21 protein-coding genes are annotated in these 20,012 nt (G+C 58.3%); 10 read left to right on the top strand and 11 right to left on the bottom strand.

Going from position 1 to position 20,012, the window contains the following annotated elements:
• The first annotated feature begins 1 nt into the window (after position 1).
• The 3 genes from ACR0B0_RS13550 (at position 2) to ACR0B0_RS13560 (ending at position 3,697) form a co-directional block, all read left to right on the top strand.
• A complete protein-coding gene (locus ACR0B0_RS13550; protein WP_480648188.1) occupies positions 2-1,660 on the top strand; it encodes an NAD+ synthase in 1,659 nt (552 codons plus the stop codon).
• A 314-nt stretch (positions 1,661-1,974) separates the two neighbouring features.
• Entirely contained in the window at positions 1,975-2,208 is a 234-nt protein-coding gene (locus ACR0B0_RS13555; protein ID WP_170350557.1) for a hypothetical protein, read from the top strand.
• 160 nt (positions 2,209-2,368) lie between these two features.
• Positions 2,369-3,697, top strand: a complete 1,329-nt coding sequence (locus ACR0B0_RS13560) for an NAD(P)/FAD-dependent oxidoreductase (protein WP_480648190.1) — start codon at positions 2,369-2,371, stop codon at positions 3,695-3,697.
• A 3-nt stretch (positions 3,698-3,700) separates the two neighbouring features.
• Here the strand turns inward: ACR0B0_RS13560 and ACR0B0_RS13565 are convergent, their stop codons facing one another.
• Positions 3,701-4,633, bottom strand: coding sequence for an MBL fold metallo-hydrolase (locus ACR0B0_RS13565; protein WP_480648192.1), 933 nt, complete (start codon positions 4,631-4,633; stop codon positions 3,701-3,703).
• 116 nt (positions 4,634-4,749) lie between these two features.
• Here ACR0B0_RS13565 and ACR0B0_RS13570 point away from each other — a divergent pair, with 116 nt between their 5' ends.
• Positions 4,750-5,184, top strand: coding sequence for a DUF1801 domain-containing protein (locus ACR0B0_RS13570; RefSeq protein WP_480648194.1), 435 nt, complete (start codon positions 4,750-4,752; stop codon positions 5,182-5,184).
• A gap of 59 nt (positions 5,185-5,243) precedes the next feature.
• On the top strand, positions 5,244-6,569 hold the full coding sequence (gene gltX, locus ACR0B0_RS13575; protein WP_480648196.1) for a glutamate--tRNA ligase: 1,326 nt from the start codon (positions 5,244-5,246) through the stop codon (positions 6,567-6,569).
• 26 nt (positions 6,570-6,595) lie between these two features.
• On the opposite strand, the gene ACR0B0_RS13580 is transcribed toward gltX, so the two are convergent.
• Entirely contained in the window at positions 6,596-7,207 is a 612-nt protein-coding gene (locus ACR0B0_RS13580; protein ID WP_480648198.1) for a gamma-glutamylcyclotransferase family protein, read from the bottom strand.
• 94 nt (positions 7,208-7,301) lie between these two features.
• On the opposite strand from ACR0B0_RS13580, the gene ACR0B0_RS13585 reads away from it, so the two are divergent.
• Positions 7,302-7,748, top strand: coding sequence for an RrF2 family transcriptional regulator (locus ACR0B0_RS13585; RefSeq protein WP_170350551.1), 447 nt, complete (start codon positions 7,302-7,304; stop codon positions 7,746-7,748).
• A 2-nt stretch (positions 7,749-7,750) separates the two neighbouring features.
• Here ACR0B0_RS13585 and ACR0B0_RS13590 read toward each other — a convergent pair whose 3' ends face one another.
• Both ACR0B0_RS13590 and ACR0B0_RS13595 read right to left on the bottom strand, forming a co-directional pair.
• Positions 7,751-10,279 carry an ABC transporter permease gene (locus ACR0B0_RS13590; RefSeq protein ID WP_480648201.1) on the bottom strand — a complete coding sequence of 843 codons (2,529 nt, stop codon included), beginning with the start codon at positions 10,277-10,279 and terminating at the stop codon, positions 7,751-7,753.
• Positions 10,276-10,971: an ABC transporter ATP-binding protein gene (locus ACR0B0_RS13595; RefSeq protein WP_480638762.1), complete on the bottom strand. Its 696-nt coding sequence runs from the start codon at positions 10,969-10,971 to the stop codon at positions 10,276-10,278. The genes ACR0B0_RS13590 and ACR0B0_RS13595 overlap by 4 nt, the downstream gene beginning before the upstream one ends.
• Positions 10,972-10,997: 26 nt before the next feature.
• Here ACR0B0_RS13595 and ACR0B0_RS13600 point away from each other — a divergent pair, with 26 nt between their 5' ends.
• On the top strand, positions 10,998-11,657 hold the full coding sequence (locus ACR0B0_RS13600; protein ID WP_480648203.1) for an arylesterase: 660 nt from the start codon (positions 10,998-11,000) through the stop codon (positions 11,655-11,657).
• Here the strand turns inward: ACR0B0_RS13600 and ACR0B0_RS13605 are convergent, their stop codons facing one another.
• The 5 genes from ACR0B0_RS13605 to ettA form a co-directional block, all read right to left on the bottom strand.
• Positions 11,658-12,218 carry a L,D-transpeptidase gene (locus tag ACR0B0_RS13605; RefSeq protein ID WP_170350548.1) on the bottom strand — a complete coding sequence of 187 codons (561 nt, stop codon included), beginning with the start codon at positions 12,216-12,218 and terminating at the stop codon, positions 11,658-11,660.
• A 191-nt stretch (positions 12,219-12,409) separates the two neighbouring features.
• Positions 12,410-12,616: a cold-shock protein gene (locus ACR0B0_RS13610; protein ID WP_170350547.1), complete on the bottom strand. Its 207-nt coding sequence runs from the start codon at positions 12,614-12,616 to the stop codon at positions 12,410-12,412.
• Positions 12,617-12,826: 210 nt separating this feature from the next.
• Complete coding sequence (locus ACR0B0_RS13615) at positions 12,827-13,690, bottom strand: sulfotransferase family protein (protein ID WP_170350546.1); 864 nt, start codon at positions 13,688-13,690, stop codon at positions 12,827-12,829.
• Between the two features lie 38 nt (positions 13,691-13,728).
• On the bottom strand, positions 13,729-14,475 hold the full coding sequence (locus ACR0B0_RS13620; protein WP_170350545.1) for a hypothetical protein: 747 nt from the start codon (positions 14,473-14,475) through the stop codon (positions 13,729-13,731).
• On the bottom strand, positions 14,472-16,139 hold the full coding sequence (gene ettA, locus ACR0B0_RS13625; protein WP_170412802.1) for an energy-dependent translational throttle protein EttA: 1,668 nt from the start codon (positions 16,137-16,139) through the stop codon (positions 14,472-14,474). Before ettA ends, ACR0B0_RS13620 begins: the two co-directional genes overlap by 4 nt.
• 135 nt (positions 16,140-16,274) lie before the next feature.
• Here ettA and ACR0B0_RS13630 point away from each other — a divergent pair, with 135 nt between their 5' ends.
• The 3 genes from ACR0B0_RS13630 to dacB all read left to right on the top strand — a co-directional run bounded on the left by ACR0B0_RS13630 (position 16,275) and on the right by dacB (position 18,943).
• Entirely contained in the window at positions 16,275-16,745 is a 471-nt protein-coding gene (locus ACR0B0_RS13630) for an MOSC domain-containing protein (RefSeq protein ID WP_480648205.1), read from the top strand.
• A gap of 32 nt (positions 16,746-16,777) precedes the next feature.
• Positions 16,778-17,398: a nicotinate-nucleotide adenylyltransferase gene (locus ACR0B0_RS13635; protein WP_480648207.1), complete on the top strand. Its 621-nt coding sequence runs from the start codon at positions 16,778-16,780 to the stop codon at positions 17,396-17,398.
• Positions 17,399-17,464: 66 nt separating this feature from the next.
• Positions 17,465-18,943: a D-alanyl-D-alanine carboxypeptidase/D-alanyl-D-alanine endopeptidase gene (gene dacB / locus ACR0B0_RS13640; RefSeq protein ID WP_480648209.1), complete on the top strand. Its 1,479-nt coding sequence runs from the start codon at positions 17,465-17,467 to the stop codon at positions 18,941-18,943.
• Positions 18,944-18,945: 2 nt separating this feature from the next.
• On the opposite strand, the gene ACR0B0_RS13645 is transcribed toward dacB, so the two are convergent.
• Positions 18,946-19,368: a tellurite resistance TerB family protein gene (locus tag ACR0B0_RS13645; protein WP_170350540.1), complete on the bottom strand. Its 423-nt coding sequence runs from the start codon at positions 19,366-19,368 to the stop codon at positions 18,946-18,948.
• A gap of 80 nt (positions 19,369-19,448) precedes the next feature.
• Positions 19,449-19,916: an Lrp/AsnC family transcriptional regulator gene (locus tag ACR0B0_RS13650; protein ID WP_367647818.1), complete on the bottom strand. Its 468-nt coding sequence runs from the start codon at positions 19,914-19,916 to the stop codon at positions 19,449-19,451.
• Between the last annotated feature and the right edge of the window lie 96 nt (positions 19,917-20,012).

A 20,012-nucleotide genomic window follows, 5' to 3' on the forward strand; every position in this document is an offset into this window, starting at 1 on the left:
AATGGCCGACCGTTTCCGTATCACTCTGGCGCAACTCAATCCCACTGTGGGGGATATCGACGGTAACGCTGCCAAGGCGTTGGCCGCGTGGAAGCAGGGGCGCGAGGTCGGGGCCGATCTGGTGGCGTTCCCCGAGATGTTCATCACCGGCTACAACACGCAGGACCTCGTGATGAAGCCTGCATTCCACCGGGCGGCGATGGAGGCGGTCGTGGATCTGGCCAAACAATGCGCCGATGGCCCTGCGGTGGCGATTGGCGGACCTTGGGCAGAAGATGGCAATCTTTTCAATGCGTACCTGATCCTCAAGAACGGGCGGATCAGCAGCAAGTCGTTGAAACATCATTTGCCCAATGAAACTGTATTCGACGAAGTTCGCCTGTACGATGCCGGGCCTTTGGGCGGGCCTTATGCGGTTGGCAACACCCGCATCGGCAGCCCGATCTGCGAAGACAGCTGGCATCCGGACGTGGCCGAAACGCTTGAGGAAACCGGGGCCGAGTTTCTGCTGATCCCCAATGGTTCGCCGTATTTTCGCAACAAATACGACGTGCGCCTGAACCATATGGTGGCCCGCGTGGTCGAGACTGGGCTGCCGCTGATCTATCTGAACATGGTTGGCGGTCAGGACGATCAGGTATTCGACGGGGCCACGTTTGGCCTGAACCCGGGCGGAGAGCTGGCGTTTCGGATGCCTGTCTTTGACGAGGCCGTGACGCAGATCGATCTGGAGCGTGGCGATGATGGCTGGCGCATCGTGCCCGCTGAAATCGTGCCGCAGCCCGACGAATGGGAGCAGGACTATCGCACCATGGTGCAATCCTTGCGCGATTATATGGGCAAGACCGGGTTCAAAAAAGCGCTGCTGGGTTTGTCGGGCGGCGTTGATTCTGCCTTGGTCGCGGCTATCGCAGTGGATGCCATTGGCGCTGAGAATGTTCGCTGTGTGATGCTGCCTTCGGAATACACCAGTCAGGCGTCATTGGACGATGCCGAAGCCGTCGCCAAGGCGATGGGCGTTCACTATGACTATGTGCCGATCTCGGACAGCAGGGCAGCCGTGACCGAGACCTTGGCCCCGCTGTTTACTGGGTGTGATGCGGATTTGACCGAAGAGAACATTCAATCCCGCTTGCGCGGTTTGCTGTTGATGGCGATCTCGAACAAGTTTGGTGAGATGCTTCTGACCACAGGCAACAAATCCGAGGTCGCGGTGGGATATGCCACCATCTACGGCGACATGAACGGCGGCTATAACCCGATCAAGGATTTGTACAAAACCCGTGTGTTCGAGACCTGCCGCTGGCGCAATGCAAACCACCGCGACTGGATGATGGGGCCCGCAGGTGTGGTGATCCGCCCTTCGGTCATCGACAAACCGCCCAGTGCCGAGCTGCGTGAGGACCAAAAGGACAGCGACAGCCTGCCCGACTATCCGGTTTTGGATGCCATTCTGGATATTCTGGTCGATCGTGAGGGCTCGATCGCCGATTGTGTCGCTGCCGGATTTGACGAGGCTGATGCGCGGCGGGTCGAGCATCTGATCTATATCAGCGAATACAAACGCTTTCAGTCCGCCCCCGGAACTCGGTTGACACATCGGGCTTTCTGGCTGGATCGCCGCTATCCGATTGTGAATCGCTGGCGGGACAAAGGCTGAACTGCTCTGGAACCAATTAAGGAAAAAATGATTGTCTCCTTCGCTAGGCTAGTTTGCCCAGAGAGGTGAGCATTGTTTCAAATTTTCCGATAACACTCTAATTTTCCAGCCTCTCTTGGAATGGATGGCTTGAAATTGAGACATTTTTTTGCCACATTTTAGCTTAATTCACGCCCCATCTGGGGCGGTGTGACCTTATTTCGAAAGTATCGAATTGTGGCGCACTTGGTATTGGATGTCTGAGTTAACGATTTGGTGTTATTATGTATGAGGGATATGACAAACCGCTTCACCCGCCGTTGAGGTACAAATCAATGGAGTCCGAGGCGCGGGTTCTGGACGAAGCTAAGTTGGATTCTGCCATCGCGGATCTTCTTCGCGAGGATGAGCCCGAAGACCCCGAGCCTGAGGTGAAATCCACAAAAGCGCCGGCCGTCTTTCCTGAACTGCCTCAACAGGCCGAGATGGATGAAGAGGTCGAGACGAAAGACAGCGGGTTGGGGGCGACCCTGCGCCAGAAATTGGCAGAGTTGCGCGGCGCGGCTTAATTTCTAGGTGAATACGGACGGAATGGCGCGTGTTTTCTCGCGCCTATTGGCGTGTTCGCCACAACTTTTGAAAATCATCACCCCTGCGGCACAAGGCACGTTGCCTGCGCGCTCGCTCTGGGCCTTCATGGCGGTTCGAGCCATGAAATAAGAGCGGTTGATGCCCGGCCCCAAGCCAACCCCCGTCGAACCTGATTTGCACTTGCCCAAAACCGTGGATGTGGTTGTCATTGGCAGCGGCATAATCGGCGCGTCCACCGCGTTGGAACTGTCTGAACGCGGTGCTTCGGTGCTGCTGTGTGAAAAGGGGCAGATCGCGGGCGAGCAAAGCTCGCGCAACTGGGGATGGGTGCGTCTGGGTATGCGCGACCCGCGGGAAATCCCGTTGATGGTCGAGGCGCTGCACCTTTGGCAAGGGCTGGATCAGCGGACCGGCCGCAAGACAGGTTATACCCGTGCAGGCATCCTGTTTGGCGCCTCGGGCAAACGCAGCAGCGGAAATCTGGAACGCTGGCTACGCCATGTCGACGGGTTGCAAACCGGTGCCAGATTGGTGGCCGGGGGTGAGTTGGACGCGATGCTGCCTGATACTGCAGCGGATTTTGATTGCGCCCTTTTTATGCCGCAGGACGGTCGGGCCGAGCCGCAATGGGCCGCACCCGCCATCGCCGAGGCGGCGCGGGACCGTGGGGCGGTGCTGATGACCAATTGCGCAGTGCGCAGTGTCGATCTTAGGGATGGCCGCGTTTCTGGTGTGTTCACCGAGCGTGGTCGGGTGGCATGTAACTATGTGGTTCTGGCCGGTGGTGCGTGGTCACGTCTGTTTGCCAGGAATGCCGGGATTGATCTGCCGCAACTGAAGGTACTGAACACGGTTCTGCGCACGTCACCTGTCGAGGGTCCTGAAACAGCGCTTTGGGCGGATGAATTCGCAATGCGAAAGCGTGCCGATGGCGGCTATAGCATCGCGTCCGGTCGTGAGAATACGGTTGATATCGTGCCCGATAGCTTTCGTCTGGGTCGACAGTTCCTGCCTGCCTTTAAACAGGAATGGCGGTCTTTGCGCTTTCGATTGTCGGGCCGCTGGCGCACTGAGGCGCAGCAGGATCAGACCTGGCTGCCAACCGATGTGACGCCGTTCGAAAAATGCCGTGTGCTGGACCCCGAGCCGTCGTCAAAAGTGTTGCGCAAGGCATGGGCCAAAGCACGCAATGCGTTTCCGGCGCTTGAACAGGCCGAGATTGTACAAAGCTGGGCGGGCATGATCGATGTAACACCGGATGCGGTGCCGGTAATCTCGGGGGTGGATGAGATGGCGGGAATGTATATTGCAACCGGTTTTTCCGGTCACGGGTTTGGTATTGGCCCCGCAGCAGGTCGTCTGATGGCTGACCTGGTCGCCGAAACCACGCCTTGCGTCGATCCGGCCGCTTTTCGCCTGTCCCGTTTCACGGATGGCTCAATAGTGCGGCCGGACCCTGGATACTAGGGCTTAGCCCATCATCTGATAGCTGACCGGGACAAAGCGGAACCCGTCACCGCGCGTTTCGACAAAGCCGGCCGCCGGGAACGGCATGTGATAGCCGATCATAGGCACCTTGTCGGCGGCCAGCATGCCCAGCACATTGCGCCGGGATGCAGTGGCTGCCGCCTTGTCCATGTCAAAGCGCACCTCCCATTCCGGGTGGGCAAAAGACCAGACATAGTGATTGGCCAAATCAGCGGTCAGCACCAGACGTTGCCCGTTGCTTTCCAAGTGGTAAACTGTGTGACCCGGAGTATGCCCATAGGCTGCGACTGCGGTGATGCCCGATGCAACCTCGCCCCCGTCTTCGACAAAGGTCATCTTTTCGGCCAGCGGTGTCACTTTGGCTGCGACCAGATCGCCGACGCGGTTGCCTGCGTCTTGCGCGGCCCAGAAATCATACTCAGGCGATGCAGTGACATAGCGCGCATTCGGGAAGGTCGGCGCGTCGTTCGTGGTCATGCCGCCGATATGGTCGGGATGCATATGGGTGATCACAACGGTATTGATCTGATCTGGCGTCACGCCCGCATCCGCCAGCGCGGCCTGAATGCCGCCCTGACCTAGGCCAGTGTCGAACAGAACCAGCTCAGACCCGGTATTGACCAGTGTTGGGGTAAAAAAGAACTGCGCCACCTCGGGCGAGATGAAGTTGTCGGCTGAGACCTTGGCGAAATCCTCGTCCGAAGCGCCGCCGCCAAAGATATCCTTGGCGCCGTCACGGGGCAGGCTACCGTCCAACAATGTGGTGACGGTGAAGTCGCCCAACTTAAAGGATTTGGCGATGGTTGAATTGGTCTTGGTCTCGGTCCCGGCGGCCAGAACCGGGGCGGCGGCGGATGCGAATGGCAATGCTGCTGCGGCTCCTAGGGCCGCGCGGCGAGTCAATTTGATGGTCATTTTCGATCTCCCTGTCAGAATATCAGGATGTTAGGTAGGGCGGAGAGGGTCACTTGCCACTCTATACACTCAAGACATGGGCTGTGTGGTTGAACATTACGTGTTAAATTTTGTTCATGGCGCGATCTGTAAACAAAACCGTCCCCACAGGGCAAAGCGTTGAGAGTTTCCTTTCGGCGGTACAGCCAACGCGAAAAGCCGAGGAGGCACGGGTACTGGATGCAGTATTCCGTAACGCGACGGGATTTGCACCTGTTATGTGGGGGGCGTCGATGATCGGGTACGGGCGATACCATTACCGATATAAATCCGGGCGCGAGGGTGATTTTCTGGCCACCGGGTTTTCCCCACGTAAATCTGCGCTGTCGATCTATATCATGCCCGGTTATGCGGATTTCGGGGATATTCTGACGGGCCTGGGCAAGCACAAACTGGGCAAATCCTGCCTTTATGTGAACAAGCTGGCGGATATTGATCTGGATGTGCTCTTCGAGCTGATCCGCGCCGGGTTGAAAGACTTGGATCGGCACTGGCCGGTGCAACCGACCTGAAACCCCTGCTGGACAAAAACGCGCCTTTGTGACATGAGCCGCGCCAACAGGAGAACTCCATGACCACCACCCGTTTTGCCCCGTCGCCCACCGGTTATATCCATGTGGGCAACCTGCGCACCGCCTTGATGAACTATCTGATCGCCCGCAAGGCAGGCGGTACATTTATTCTGCGTATCGACGACACCGATCCCGAGCGGTCGAAAGAAGAATATGTCGACGCCATCAAGCAGGATCTGGAATGGTTGGGTCTGCATTGGGACCGGGTCGAGCGCCAGTCCGAACGGCTGGACCGTTATGCCGAAGCTGCGGACAAACTGCGTGAGATGGGCCGGTTTTATGAGGCGTTTGAAACGCCGACCGAGCTGGACCTGAAGCGCAAGAAACAGCTGAACATGGGCAAGCCGCCAGTTTATGACCGCGCCGCGCTGAACCTTTCTGAGGCTGAGAAAGACGCGTTGCGGGCCGAGCGTGGTAATGGTGTCTGGCGGTTCAAGCTGGATCATGAGCGGATCGAATGGACCGATGGTATTCTGGGCGACATCTCAATCGATGCGGCCTCGGTGTCTGACCCGGTGCTGATCCGGGGGGATGGTCAGGTTCTGTATACGATTGCGTCGGTGGTGGACGACACCGAAATGGGCGTTACTGACGTTGTGCGCGGCTCGGACCACGTGACCAACACCGCGACGCAGATTCAGATCATCGAGGCACTGGGCGGCACTTGCCCGCGCTTTGCGCACCACTCCCTACTGACCGGCCCGCAGGGTGAAGCTTTGTCCAAGCGCCTGGGCACGCTAGCCCTGCGCGATTTGCGTGAACAGGGTGTGCAACCAATGGCTCTGCTGAGCCTGATGGCGCGTCTGGGCTCGTCCGATCCGGTTGAGTTGCGTTCGGACATGGCTGAACTGATCGAAGGATTCGATGTAACCCGTTTCGGGGCTGCACCAACAAAGTTCGACGTGCAGGACCTGTTCCCGCTGACGGCGAAGCACCTGCAATCGCTGCCGCTGGCCGATGTGGCCGACGCCGTTGCCGACGCAGGCGTTCCAGCCGACTTGGCCGAGCCGTTCTGGTTGATGGCGCGCGAAAACATCACCACCCTGGCCGATCTGAAAGGCTGGTGGGAGCTGTGCCGCGACGGGGCTGAACCCTTGATCGCGGATGAGGACCGTGAGTTTATCGCCGAAGCCGTTGCGCTGCTACCCGAAGGGCCTTTCGATGGTGAAACATGGGGCGCATGGACCAAGGCGGTGAAAGAAGCCACCGGCCGCAAGGGCAAGGGCCTTTTCATGCCGCTGCGCAAGGCGCTGACCGGCATGGAGCGGGGCCCGGAAATGGCGACCTTGCTGCCGTTGCTGCAGGTGATCCGCGCGCGCGGATGAATGTACCTGATCCGGTATTAATCAGCCTAGAACACGAATGAGGCAGGCAAACCGCCTGCCTTTTTTTGTTGGCCGGTCTGCAGCACTTGTGCCGAAACCTGTTGCAAACGATCATCCACCAATTCGGTCTCTGCCGGTTTTAGTTGCTGATGGCGCGGATACCGAGGTTCTGCGCGATCATTCAGGATTGGCGCGTCCCAACCATCGGTGGTTGTAAAAAACCGATCCACTCCATCGGGTCCGAAGGCACGCAGATAACCCTGCACAACCACGTCAATATAACTTAGCAGCAGCGGGTGGTGGTTGCTGGGTGCGGTATGACGGTCATGCGGCACCGCATAGACGGCAATTTCAACGTCATGGGTCAGGGGGTGTGTCACCGCCTGCGTGGCAGGCACCCGATCATAAGCCCATTCCCGTTCATCCAGCGCCGCCCAGTCGTTTTTCGGCACATGAGCTATCATCCCCTCAATCTCACAATCCGGGTCCGGCACTGCTGTCAGAAAGGCCACCGGGCGCAGATCGGTATGGCGCCAGGCGCGCCGCCATCCCTTTAACCGGGCCGGGTGCGGATCGGGGAAATCATGGGTCGAAAGGTTCACAAGGCTGCCATAGCCAAAGAAATAAGGGTCCGCCATGCGCCTACATGTCCTTCTAAGCGATTGATGTATGTCAAACCGCTTTTTTGCCAGACATGCAATAAGGTCCCACCTTGAAATTTGGGAGGCCAACATGCGGATTACCAAACGGACAAACATAGCAGTGCGCCTTTTGATGTATTGTGCGGCGCATCAGGATCGATTGGTGACAAAGGCCGAGATTGCGGATGTGTGCAATATCTCGGAAAACCATCTGGCACAGGTGATCAATCAATTGAGCCAGCTAAATTACCTGAGCACCCAGCGCGGTCGCAATGGCGGTATGTCTCTGGCGCGCCCAGCTGACGAAATTCGCGTCGGGTCGGTTTTTCGCCATGTCGAGGGCGCTTTACCGATCGCCGAGTGTTTTGCCGATGCCGACAATACTTGTCCACTGACCGATGCGTGTCGGTTGCGGGTGGCGCTTAGCGACGCTGCCGAGGTTTTCTATGCCTCGCTGGACGAGATCACGCTGGATGCGCTGGTCTGTGACAACGAACAGCTGTTGCAAATCCTGCAACCGGTGGCCTGCGTGCGCTGATCCTAGTCAGCGGCGCGCAGAATGCTGGCCGGGCGTACCGCCAGTGGGCGCAGGGCAAAGACCAGACCTGCGCCCAGTGTCACAAGGATTCCAGCCAGCACGATACCCAGGGCTGAACTCCAGATGACCGTGAACCCGGTGTCAAAGATGTATGTGGCCACAGCCCAACCCCCTAATATCCCGGTCAGCAGGGCGACACATCCGGCGGCCGCGCCCAGCAAGATCGAACGCAGCGCAAAGCTGAGCAAGATGCGCCGCCGGTCTGCGCCCAATGTCTTGAGGATCGCAGATTCGCAGCGGCGCGCGGTTTCGCCTGCTGCGGCGGCCCCGATCAGGACCAAGAAACCGGTCAGCAAAGACACACCCGCTCCATAGGAGGTCGCCGCCGCCAGCCCGGCCAGCAGGCCTGAGACACGATCAATCGCGTCCCGCACCCGGATCGCTGTGATGTTCGGATATTGCCCGGCCAGGTCGCGCAGAATGGCAGCCTCGGCCTGTTCTTCGGCATAGACGGTGGCGATAAAGCTGTGTGGGGCTCCGGCCAGCGCCGAAGGGTTCATCGACATGATAAAGCCGATGCCGGCGGTTGAAAAATCGACCTCGCGTAGTGAGGTGATTTCGGCAGTGATGTCCCGGCCAAGGATATTTACGGTCAACTCGTCGCCTAGGGACAGGCCCATTTCCTCGGCCTCTTCTGCCGCGAAACTGACCTGCGGTGAACCGGAATAGTCATCCGGCCACCATTCGCCTGCCGTGACGCGGGTGTTTTGTGGCCGAGCGGCGGAATAGGTCACGCCCCGATCACCGTCTAGAACCCAGTGGTCGCCAGCTACCTCACGGGCAGGGCGGCCGTTGATCTGGGTGATGATCCCCCGCAGCATCGGTGCGCTTTCAACACGGGTGACAGCCGGGTCAGCGTTCAGCCGTTCGGTAAAACCGGGCATCTGGTCTTTTTGAATGTCGACGAAGAAATAGGATGGCGCCACGTCCGGCAAATTGCCTGCGATTGCATTGCGCAAGGTTCCGTCAATCTGGCCAACGGCGGCTAGTACCGAAAGCCCCAGCCCCAAGGACAGCACGACCGACGCAGCCCCTTCGCGCGGGTCCGAGATGGCCGATAAGGCCCATCGCAGGGCCGGGCGACCACGTGCTGGTTTGGCACCGAAACGGGCAAACTTGCGGATTGCCAAAGCCGACAGAGACAGCACAAGCAGCGCGCCGACCAGCCCTCCGCTGGTCCAGAGTGTCAGACGTGCCGAACCGCTGAACCAGGATGCTGATGCGACCAGCAGGACCAGCCCGATGCCAGTCGCCAGGATGAATACCGGGCGCGGGAAGGCGTGGGCCGAAGACAACGCATCGCGGAACAGGGTCGCGGCCCGCACTTCTTCGGTGCGGGCCAGGGGCCAGAGGGTGAACAGGAAGGCCGTCAGAACCCCGTATAGCGCGGCCTCGGCCAGCGGACGCGTATAAAGCGAGAAGACCGCCGGGACAGGTAATTGGCTTTCGATCAGCGGGGCCAGTAGCAGGGGAAGTAGCCCACCCAAAGTTATGCCTATAAGGATGCCAATACCGGACAATACACCGATCTGGATCATGTAGGTTTGCAAAATCGTCGCGCGATCCGCCCCTAAAGTGCGCAGCGTGGCGATGGTTTCGGTCTTTTGCCCCAGATAGGCCCGGACGGCGGCAGAGACGCCAATACCGCCAACCGCCAGACCCGACAGTCCCACAAGAACCAGAAAGGCGCTGAGGCGGGCGACGAATTCCGCGATCCCCGGAGCGCCATTGCGGGCATCGGTCCAGCGCATACCGGTACTGTCGAAACTTTGCTGTGCTGTGGTGGACAAGGCCGCAAGGTCAGTATCGGGTGGCAAAGCCAGCCGGTATTTGGTGGAAAACAACGTCCCCGGCGCCAAAAGGCCCGACGCCTGTAAATCTTCGGTTCGTACCAAAGTACGCGGTCCCAATCCGAACCCGTCGGCAGCCCCGTCCGGCTCGTGAATCAGGGCGGCGGTCAGGGCAAACTCTTGCGTACCAAGGGCAAAGCGGTCTCCGACGGACAGACCTAACCGATCCATCAGCACCGGATCCATGACCGCTCCGGGCAGGTTTTGATCACCATCCAGAGCGGTGGATAGCGTTTGGTCAGGGTCCAGCACGGGTGTGCCCAACAACGGATAAGCCGCATCCACCGATTTCACCTGGGTCAGCGCGCGCTGGGCTTCCTCGCCTTGCTGGACTACGGCCATAGAGCGGAAGTCGACCACTTCAGACACAGCCGTTGCGGTCTGTTCCATCCAGTCACGCTCATCCTCATTGGCGAAGCGGTAGGTGAATTCCAATTGGGCATCGCCACCCAGAAGCGCAGCGCCTTCCTGGGCAAGTCCGGTCTGGATGGCCTGACGCACCGATCCAACGGCGGCGATGGCGGCAACACCCAGCGCAAGACAGGCCAGAAACACCCGAAAACCGCGCAGGCCGCCGCGCAGCTCGCGCCGGGCCAGACGGCCAGCCAGCCGCAGGCTCATTCCGCGGCCTCTTGCTGAACGTCTTCGGCAATCGTTCCGTCTCGCAACCGCACGACCCTGTCGCATTTGCGCGCCAGACTGTGGCTGTGCGTGACCAGAACCAGTGTTGCGCCGTGTTTGTCACGCAGACCAAACAGAAGATCGACAATGGCGGCACCAGTTGCATCGTCCAGATTTCCCGTGGGTTCATCCGCCAGCAATATCTGCGGTCGCGGGGCCGATGCCCGGGCTAGCGCCACCCGTTGTTGTTCACCCCCCGACAATTGCGCCGGGTAATGATCGCGCCGATGGGACAGGCCGACCGCTTCCAGTTCGGCCTCGGCGCTGTCGAACGCATCCCTGTGGCCGGCCAGTTCCAGCGGCGTGGCCACGTTTTCCAGCGCGGTCATGGTCGGGATAAGGTGGAAGTTCTGAAACACCACCCCCATCGTGTCCCGCCGAAAACGGGCCAAGGCGTCTTCGTCCATTTCTGTCAGATCGTTGCCAAGGGCGGTGATCTTGCCCGCCGTCGCCAGTTCCAGCCCGCCCATCAGCATCAACAACGAGGATTTGCCCGACCCGGAGGGCCCCACCAGACCCAGTGTCTCACCTTTGGCCACGGTCAGGGAGATGTCATGCAGGATATTGACCCGCCCGGCATTGCCATCCAGCGACAAAGCGGCATTTTGGAGCGAAAGAACAGGTGTCGTCATAGGTCTTTCCAAATGAAGGCGGTCAAATGGGATATGGAGCGGTTCCGATGGTGCGCAAGGCTTTGTTGTCGGTGATATTTGTCTGCTGCGGTTTTGCAACCACAGCTGAACAGGTCGTAATCGCAGCCTTAGGCGATTCCCTGACACAAGGCTATGGGTTGCCGGAAGAGGACGGGTTTGTACCGCAGTTGGACCGGTGGTTGAGGGCACAAGGCGCGGATGTACGCCTGATCAACGCCGGTGTATCCGGCGATACCACAGCCGGAGGCGCCGCGCGCGTGGGCTGGACTTTGACGCCGGACGTGGATGGTATGATCGTGGCGCTGGGCGGTAATGATCTGCTGCGGGGGATCGATCCGGCAGTGTCGCGCAGTAATCTTGAGGCAATTGTAAAAGTGGCAGACAGCTCGGAGGTCGATATCCTGCTGGTCGGCATGCAAGCGCCGGGGAATTATGGGGCGGATTACAAAGAAGCGTTTGACGCGATCTATCCCGACTTGGCGACTGCGTATGAAACGGGTTATGTGCCCAGTTTCTTTGCTGGGCTGACAGCCGGGGGCGATCCGGGCGCCGCCCGCAACTACATGCAATCAGATGGCATTCATCCGAACGCCGCAGGTGTGACCTTGATCGTTGAGAACCTAGGTCCTTACGTGTTGGAGCTTGTGAACGCCACGCGGCAGTGATCAGACGACAGTGACCACGGTGCCGATGGGCACACGTTCATACAGATCGACCACATGTGAATTCAGCATGCGAATACAGCCGTTGGATGCTGCCCGCCCAATGGTTTGCGGCTGCGTGGTGCCGTGAATGCGGAAATAGGTATCGACACCGTTCTGGAACAAATACAGCGCCCGCGCCCCCAATGGATTGTCGCCTCCACCAGGTTGGACATAGTCATTGTCCTTGAACTTGGCATAGGTGACGGGTTCGCGTTCGATCATCTCATCAGTCGGGCGCCAGGTCGGCCACTCCTTCTTGACGTCGATCGTGGCGGTGCCGGTGAATTCCAACCCCGCTTTACCCACCCCGCACCCATAGCGGACCGCCTTGCGCGGTTCGGTAACGTAGTAGAGGTAGAAGGACCGGGGAACGACAAGCAACTGACCCGGCAAAAACTCTTTCTTGATCCGTACGTATTGCGGCGTGGGATCGTATTCGACAGCTTTTTGCTTTGCGATTGCAACACCGGGCAAAAGGCTGGTGGCAGCAGTTGCTGTCAGGAAAGTACGGCGCGTGAACATGGCAGCTCTCTTCAACAAAACACAAAATTCTTGACCCTAATGTCGGAATGATAGCCGATCTGGTCAATCGCCGGAGAGAAGTAACCTGTTTGTGATGTATTCGCCGGGACACACTTGCGGATGATGGTCAAACGCAAAAGTGGTCGTCCAGTAAGGAAAAGGGCAGAGAAATGCTCTGCCCTTTCATTGACTTACGCCAACTGAATGTCGTCGGCGCTTTCGCGGCCGTCACGACCCGAGCGCAGCTCGTACGTGACTTTCTGATTGTCGGCCAGGCCGGTCAGACCCGAACGCTCGACAGCTGAGATGTGTACGAAGATGTCTTTGCCGCCATCTTCGGGTGCGATAAAGCCATAGCCTTTGGTGGTGTTGAACCATTTTACGGTGCCTGCGGGCATATCCGTTGTCTCCTGTTTAGTGCTGCCCACGGTGTTGCGGCAGCCCGGCGTCGTTGTCTGTATCGATAGACTGAGCGCCGTAGAAGGAGACAGTAGGTCGAAATAGAAAAACGTGTGCCCGTCAGATATGGCATTTGCACAAGCGCAGGGCAAGAGAGTGCTGAAGGCGATATCCTTCAGTAGGCAATTGGCCGTTCGGTTAAGGGCGAGTCAAATCTTGTAAATCTTGCTTTCCTCAGGAAACATTGTTCGGATCGCCTTCAGACTTTGGTCTGACAGAACAACGGGTCGTTGATCACTTGCGGCCTTTCCAACCCCATCCGATTGATTAACGTGTGGAAGCGCCTTTTGTTTGTTCTTGGCGCTGGAAAGTGGCTTAAGTCTGCGAGACCGCCAAGCCTCGGACAAAGCTGGGAATCTACGATTTTCCAGCTTGCTGGTTAGCCACCTGTTCAGTTTCTCAGTGTTTTCAAGCTGAAACACGTTTTTGACGTGGTTGACACCTGCGCGGTCGATGGCATGTGCTTCTAGGCTGAGCGGGGAAAGATTCTGGGTCGAAATCCATTTGGGCGCAAGTTCCTGCCAGGCAGGGTTCATGCCAACTTTGCCGAATTGAATCCATTCTTCAAAGTCGATTGTCGAGTTTTCATTCCAATCGGATTGATAGTTGTAGAGACAATCAGCATCAGGTCGAAAAAACCGATAATATGACCAGAGCATATCAACCGGATTACGGATGGTCATGAAATAGGTCAGCTTTGGGTGATCCGGGTACAACTCTGCCAGCTTTGCTTTGACATAGGGCGCCGTATCATGCGGGTGAAAATGCTCGACCGTTTTGGCCACATCGACAGCAAAATCACCGTCATCCTTTGAAAGAAAAGGGCCCAGATGTCTGCGGATTGATGTGGAACCACAGCGTGGCTTGGATATGAAAACAAGCCCCTTTGAGAAAAGCACTCTCACAAATATTGTCCTTTTGTTACTCGTCTGCTGCGGCTGCGATGTGACCAACAGTTGCAACCTGACCCACTTTTTTCCAATTGCCAAGCTGGTCTGACCTGGGTGATGCATCGTCGAACATCCAGTCAGGGTGCTTTGATCTGCGGTCTTCAGTTGGAAATCGGTAGTTCTTCGACAGTCATTCGGTATTGTTTGGACGCAACAAAACACCGTGGCAGGTGTTCGATCACGTCGTCGATCGGATCGTAAACAAGATCGGCTGCAGCTTTGAGTTCTGCCGGAATGTCCTTTGGCACACGCTCGCGCCGTTCAGGGGGCCTGAAGTCCAATCCAGTAAAGCGCGAGATGGTTTCCTGATATTCCCAAAGCGCGTCATAGTGAACGCACAGAACAGGCACGTCTTCATATGTCACCCATTCCTTGATCTGCCGCGCCTGCTGCAGCACATCGCGCTGAAACAGTTCGTCATAGGTACCGGTGGCATGCAGGTGATGAAAATGCAGGTCGATCCAATCTGCACCGTATCTGTCCAGCGCGGAATAGACGGAAAACGCGGAATCCTTAGCAGACCCAAAACAAAAAACGACCCGAGTGTTCTCGGGCCATGAAGAGAGGGGCTGAGGGTAATCGTGTGTCTTGTACACGCACGGCGCGTGAAATGTAGCGTCGTCCAGCCGGGCGATGAAGTTCGATTTTTTCGCAGCTTCCCTATCAACGTCTCTTAGCGAATCCGCAAGGGCCAGAAAGGTCATTGTGCTACCTGACCGGCCATTGCTGGCGACGATGACGCAATTTTCCGGCGCGTTTTGCGGGATGCGCTTCAAACGCCGGGGGGCCAGCCTTTTGCGTACGCTGCGCATCCATTTGTCTATACGTGCTTCGATGAAACCGTTCATCGCGCAAACTTTTTGTGCTTCAACCGCTTGGGCTCCAGCGCATCTGGTCCCAAACGACGCTTCTTGTCCTCTTCGTAATCTTCGAAGTTGCCCTCGAACCATTCCACATGGGCATCACCTTCGAAGGCCAGTATATGCGTACAGATACGGTCCAGGAAGAAACGGTCGTGGCTGATGACCACCGCGCAGCCGGCGAAATCGACCAGGGCGTCTTCCAGCGCGCGCAGGGTTTCGACATCCAGATCGTTGGTCGGTTCGTCGAGCAGCAGGACGTTGCCACCCTCTTTCAACAGACGGGCCATGTGGACGCGGTTTCGCTCACCCCCGGACAGCAGCGAGACTTTCTTCTGCTGGTCGCCGCCCTTGAAGTTGAAGGACGAGCAATAGGCGCGGGAATTGACCTGCGCGTCGCCCAACTGGATGATCTCGGCACCGCCGGTGATCGCCTCCCACACGGTGTCGTTGTCTTTCAGGTCGTCGCGGGACTGGTCGACATAAGACAGCTCAACCGTGTCGCCTAGCGTGATGGTGCCGCTGTCGGGCTGTTCCTGACCGGTGAGCATCTTGAACAGGGTCGATTTACCGGCGCCGTTGGGGCCGATGACGCCGACAATGCCGCCGGGGGGCAGCGCAAAGTCCAGACCTTCGATCAGTTGCTTGTCGCCCATGTGTTTCGACAGGCTTTCGACCTCGATAACCTTGCCACCAAGGCGCTGGCCGTTGGGTATGACGATCTGGGCGCGGGTAAGCTTTTCGCGTTCGGACTGTTCGGCCAGCTCGTTATAGGCGTTGATCCGCGCCTTGGATTTGGCCTGACGGGCCTTCTGACCCTGGCGCATCCATTCCAGCTCGCGCTGCAGCGTCTTCTGCTTGGACTTGTCTTCGCGCGCTTCTTGCTCCAACCGCTTGGCTTTTTGTTCCAGCCATGCGGAATAGTTGCCCTCGTACGGAATGCCGCGGCCGCGGTCGAGCTCGAGGATCCATCCCGTAATATCATCCAAGAAATAGCGGTCGTGGGTGACGATCAGGATGGTGCCCTTGTAGTCGATCAGGTGCTGTTGCAGCCAGGCGATAGTTTCGGCGTCCAGGTGGTTGGTCGGTTCGTCGAGCAGCAGCATGTCGGGCGCTTCCAGCAGCAGTTTGCAGAGCGCCACGCGGCGTTTCTCACCACCGGAAAGGTTGGCGATGTTGGCGTCGTCCGGCGGGCAGCGCAGCGCCTCCATCGAGACGTCGATCTGGCTGTCGAGGTCCCAGAGGTTTTCCGCATCGATCGCGTCCTGCAGAGTGGTCATTTCCTCCATCAACTCGTCCGAATAGTTCTCAGCGATCTCCATGGCGATCTCGTTGAAGCGGTCGACCTTGGCCTTTTTCGCGGCCACGCCCAGCATGACATTTTCGCGGACTGAAAGCGATTCATCCAGCTGGGGTTCCTGCGGCAGATAACCGACCTTGGCGCCCTCAGCCGCCCATGCCTCACCCGAGAAATCGGTGTCGAGGCCGGCCATGATCTTCATCAGCGTCGATTTACCCGCACCGTTGACGCCGACAACACCGATTTTCACGCCAGGCAGAAAGCTCAGGTGGATGTTTTCAAAGCACTTCTTGCCACCGGGATAGGTCTTTGAGACACCCTGCATGTGGTAGACATATTGATAGGCGGCCATGTCGCGTCCTCTGGGTCGGGGAAATTGGGTTGAAACGCTAGATATCTAAGCGGGGCGGGCGGGGCAAGCTGGTGGTTTTGTGAATTTCTAATGGCGTCGAATTTAGTTAGATCTATTCGCTGAGTGGGAGCTAAAATGTCGAATTTGGCGGAATTGATAGCTGGCTGGGCCAAGCCGGGTTGTGTCGATTGGATTGGATTGCGACCTGAGCGCTGCAAAGAAATGCGCGCGGTTGATAATATTATGATTTCAGCAGACGGCCTAGAGGGCGACCGGGGTCGCGCTGGCAAAAGGGCTGTGACTCTGATCCAGCAAGAACATCTGGCGGCGATTGGTTCCTACTTGGGGCAAGGGCCGATTGCCGCCGACATCCTACGGCGCAACTTGGTGGTTTCGGGGATCAATCTGGCGGCGCTCAAGGGGCGGGAGGTGCAGGTGGGGGAGGCTATTCTGCGATTCACTGTCATCTGCGCGCCGTGCAGCCGGATGGAGGAGGCGCTGGGCAAGGGCGGCTATTCCGCCGTGCGTGGGCACGGGGGATGGTGCGCCGAGGTCATCAGGTCCGGAGGGGTCCGGCTGGGCGATCTGGTGCAACCGGTTGATTGACAAGCCGCTTCAGTTCTGAACATCAGCAAAGGATGTTGCGAAGCGATATTCCATATGCACGGCCTGGCCAGGTCGTTGGTCTGTTCGGCGGGTCTTTTGATCCGCCGCATCAGGGACATGTGCATGTCTCGCTTGAAGCGATGAAGGCGTTTGGGCTGGATCGGGTTTGGTGGCTGGTGTCTCCGGGCAATCCGTTAAAGGCGCGTGGACCTGCCCCGCTACAGCGGCGCATCAAGGCGGCGCGGGACGTCATGCAGCACCCCAAGGTCGAGGTGACGGATATCGAGGCGCTGACCGGGACGCGGGCGACGGCGGATACGCTGGCGGCCTTGCAAAAACTTTATCCGCAGGTGCGGTTTGTCTGGCTGATGGGCGCGGACAATCTGGCGCAGTTTCATCACTGGAAGGATTGGCGGCTGATTATGGACAGCGTGCCGGTGGGGGTTGTCGCACGGCCGGGGGATCGGATCTCGGCACGGATGTCGCCTGCGGCGCGGCTTTACGCTCGATATCGCATTGACGGCCAAGCGCGGCATTTGCTGGGGCGTGCGCAGGCACCGGCGTGGTGTTTCGTGAATGTACCGATGGTCGATGTCAGCTCGACCGAGATTCGCACACGCGGTGGCTGGGATGGAGGGGTGTTGCCTGAATAGCCCCCATGCGGGCATAATCACATTCAGTGGTTGTTTGCCTGTGATCTCTGGGATTTTAATTGACCCATGGTTGATCGTATTTCGCGTCGTTTGTTTCTTGCGGGCCTTGGGGCCTCTATTGCGTCGGGCTCAGCGTTGGCCGACGCGCCTGTTCAATCCTTGCGACCGCAACTGCGGGGGGACCTGCCCAGCGGGGCAGAGCGCCTTATCCAGTCCGCCGGGTTGCGCGGGGAGGTTGTGTTTGCAGTCTCTGATGCAGAGACCGGTATGCAGGTTGAGGCGTTTGGCGGCGATCAGGGCCTGCCGCCCGCCAGTGTCGCCAAAGCACTGACCGCGCTTTATGCGCTGGATGTTCTGGGCGCGGATTATCGGTTTGAAACCGCGTTGATGGCGGATGGGCCGATTAAGAATGGCGTGTTGGATGGTGACCTGATCCTTGTTGGTGGCGGCGACCCGTTGCTGGACACAGATGATCTGGCCACGATGGCCGCCAATCTGCGCGAGGCCGGAATCACCGAGGTGCGCGGGGCGTTCATGGTCTATGACGGAGCGTTGCCCTATGTGTTCAGCATTGACCCCGGGCAGCCGGATCATCTGGGTTATAGCCCTGCCATCAGCGGCATCTCACTCAATTTCAATCGCGTCCATTTCGAATGGAAGCGCGCTGGTGCCAGTTATGACGTGAGTATGGATGCGCGCACCGCCCGATATACTCCGTCTGTGGATATGGCGTCGATGCAGGTCGAAAAGCGCAGTTTGCCGATATACACCTATCAGCCAAGTGCGCGGCAGGATCGCTGGACCGTTGCCCGCGGTGCGCTGGGCAATGGTGGCGCGCGTTGGCTGCCCGTTCGCAAACCTGCGCTTTATGCGGGGGATGTTTTCCGTACTCTGGCGCGAGCAAATGGCATTGTGCTGGGGCGCGTACAGATCACGCGGCAAACCCCGCAGGGCACTGTTTTGGTGGTGCATCAGAGTGATCCGCTGGAAAGTATTCTGCGCGGTATGCTCAAATATTCGACCAACATAACGGCCGAATTGGTCGGTATGACGGCTTCGAAAGCCCGCGGAGCAAATATGCAAAGCCTCGCCGATTCCGCCGCTGAAATGAATCGCTGGGCGGCCGAGACCTATGGTGTGACCGGAATTGCGATGGTGGATCATTCGGGGCTTGGCGATGCGTCGCGCGTGGCACCCGCGGATTTGGTTACCGCGCTGGTGGTGGCGCGCAAAGATGGCGCGCTGCGGCCCTTGCTCAAAAAATTTACCCTGGCGGACCGTCAGGGACGGCCGGTCAAGGATCACCCGATCAAAGTAGACGCAAAGACCGGGACGCTGAATTTCGTGTCGGGATTGGGCGGCTTCATAACTGCACCGGATGGCTCCGAATTGGCCTTTGCCATCTTTACCGCTGACGTTGATCACCGCGCGACCATTCCCCGTGCGCTGCGCGAGCGTCCGGAAGGCGCGCGCAGCTGGAACAACAGGTCGCGCAAGCTGCAACGCGCGTTGATCGAACGTTGGGGAACGTTACAGGGCAGCTAGGATCAGGTCGTGTGGCGCGCCCGTGCGCCACGCTCGATCGCTGCGGCGTGCAGACGGTCAATGCTCAACTCGTAGCGGATTTCTTCCAGCAGGCGCAGTTCGGTTTCCGCAAGCGACCCGTCCGCAGCGGCCACATCGCAAGCCAGCGCATAGGCCGTTTCATTCAGCCGCTCGGGAAGGTTATCGCGGATCAGGCCGAAAAGTGCATCCAGCCCGTCCTCTTGCTCGAACAGGTCGAACACCGTCTGAGATACACGGCGCGTGCGGTCGATATCGTATTCGGCAAAGACAGGTAACATGTTGACGGCGCCTTCGATCTTGACCAGCTCGGCCGTGCGAATGGTTTCATCCGATGCAGAGACCGCGACCATGATCGCAACCAGGCAATCCTGTGGGGACATCGGGTGGGGTACTTGTTCGGTCATGGTGTCGTCCTGATTGGGCTTTTGCGCTCGCACGATAGGAGGGCTAGCGGGCAGGTTCAACGGATTTTGCCCCTGACCGATCAGAGAATGGGCAACGGGCCGCGTGTTTTGGTCTGGCGCAGCACAAAATTGCTGCGCGTGTCGCGGACAAGGCCGGATTTCAGCAGCCGTTGCATGATGAAATGTTCAAGGTCCTCGGGCGTCTTGGCATAAACCTTTAGGATAAAGTCGTGGTCCCCGGTGATTGAGGCGCATTCGACGATTTGCGGCTCGGTTTCGACCAATCGCAGGAATGAGTTGATGCTGTCCTCTTGATGATCGCGCAATGCGACGTGAACATAGGCAATGGCGTCCAGCCCGACCGATTTGGCCCGCACTTGCGCAATGTAGCCTGATACCACCCCGGATGCCTCAAGATCGCGTACGCGCCGCCAACATTGCGAGGCGGAAAGACCGGTTCGGTCGGCAAGTTCTTGCATAGACAGGCGGCCATTGGTCTGCAGCTCTTGCAGGATGGCGATATCAGCGGGTTGGAGGGTTTGTTTCACAAATTGTCACCTTTCGATATATGTTTGCCAAAATAATCAGAAACCATCGATTGTCCAAATCAAAACCTTCAAGTCGCGTGGCTATACTTTTCCTGC

It is taken from the genome of Ruegeria sp. BA12 (assembly GCF_056539625.1).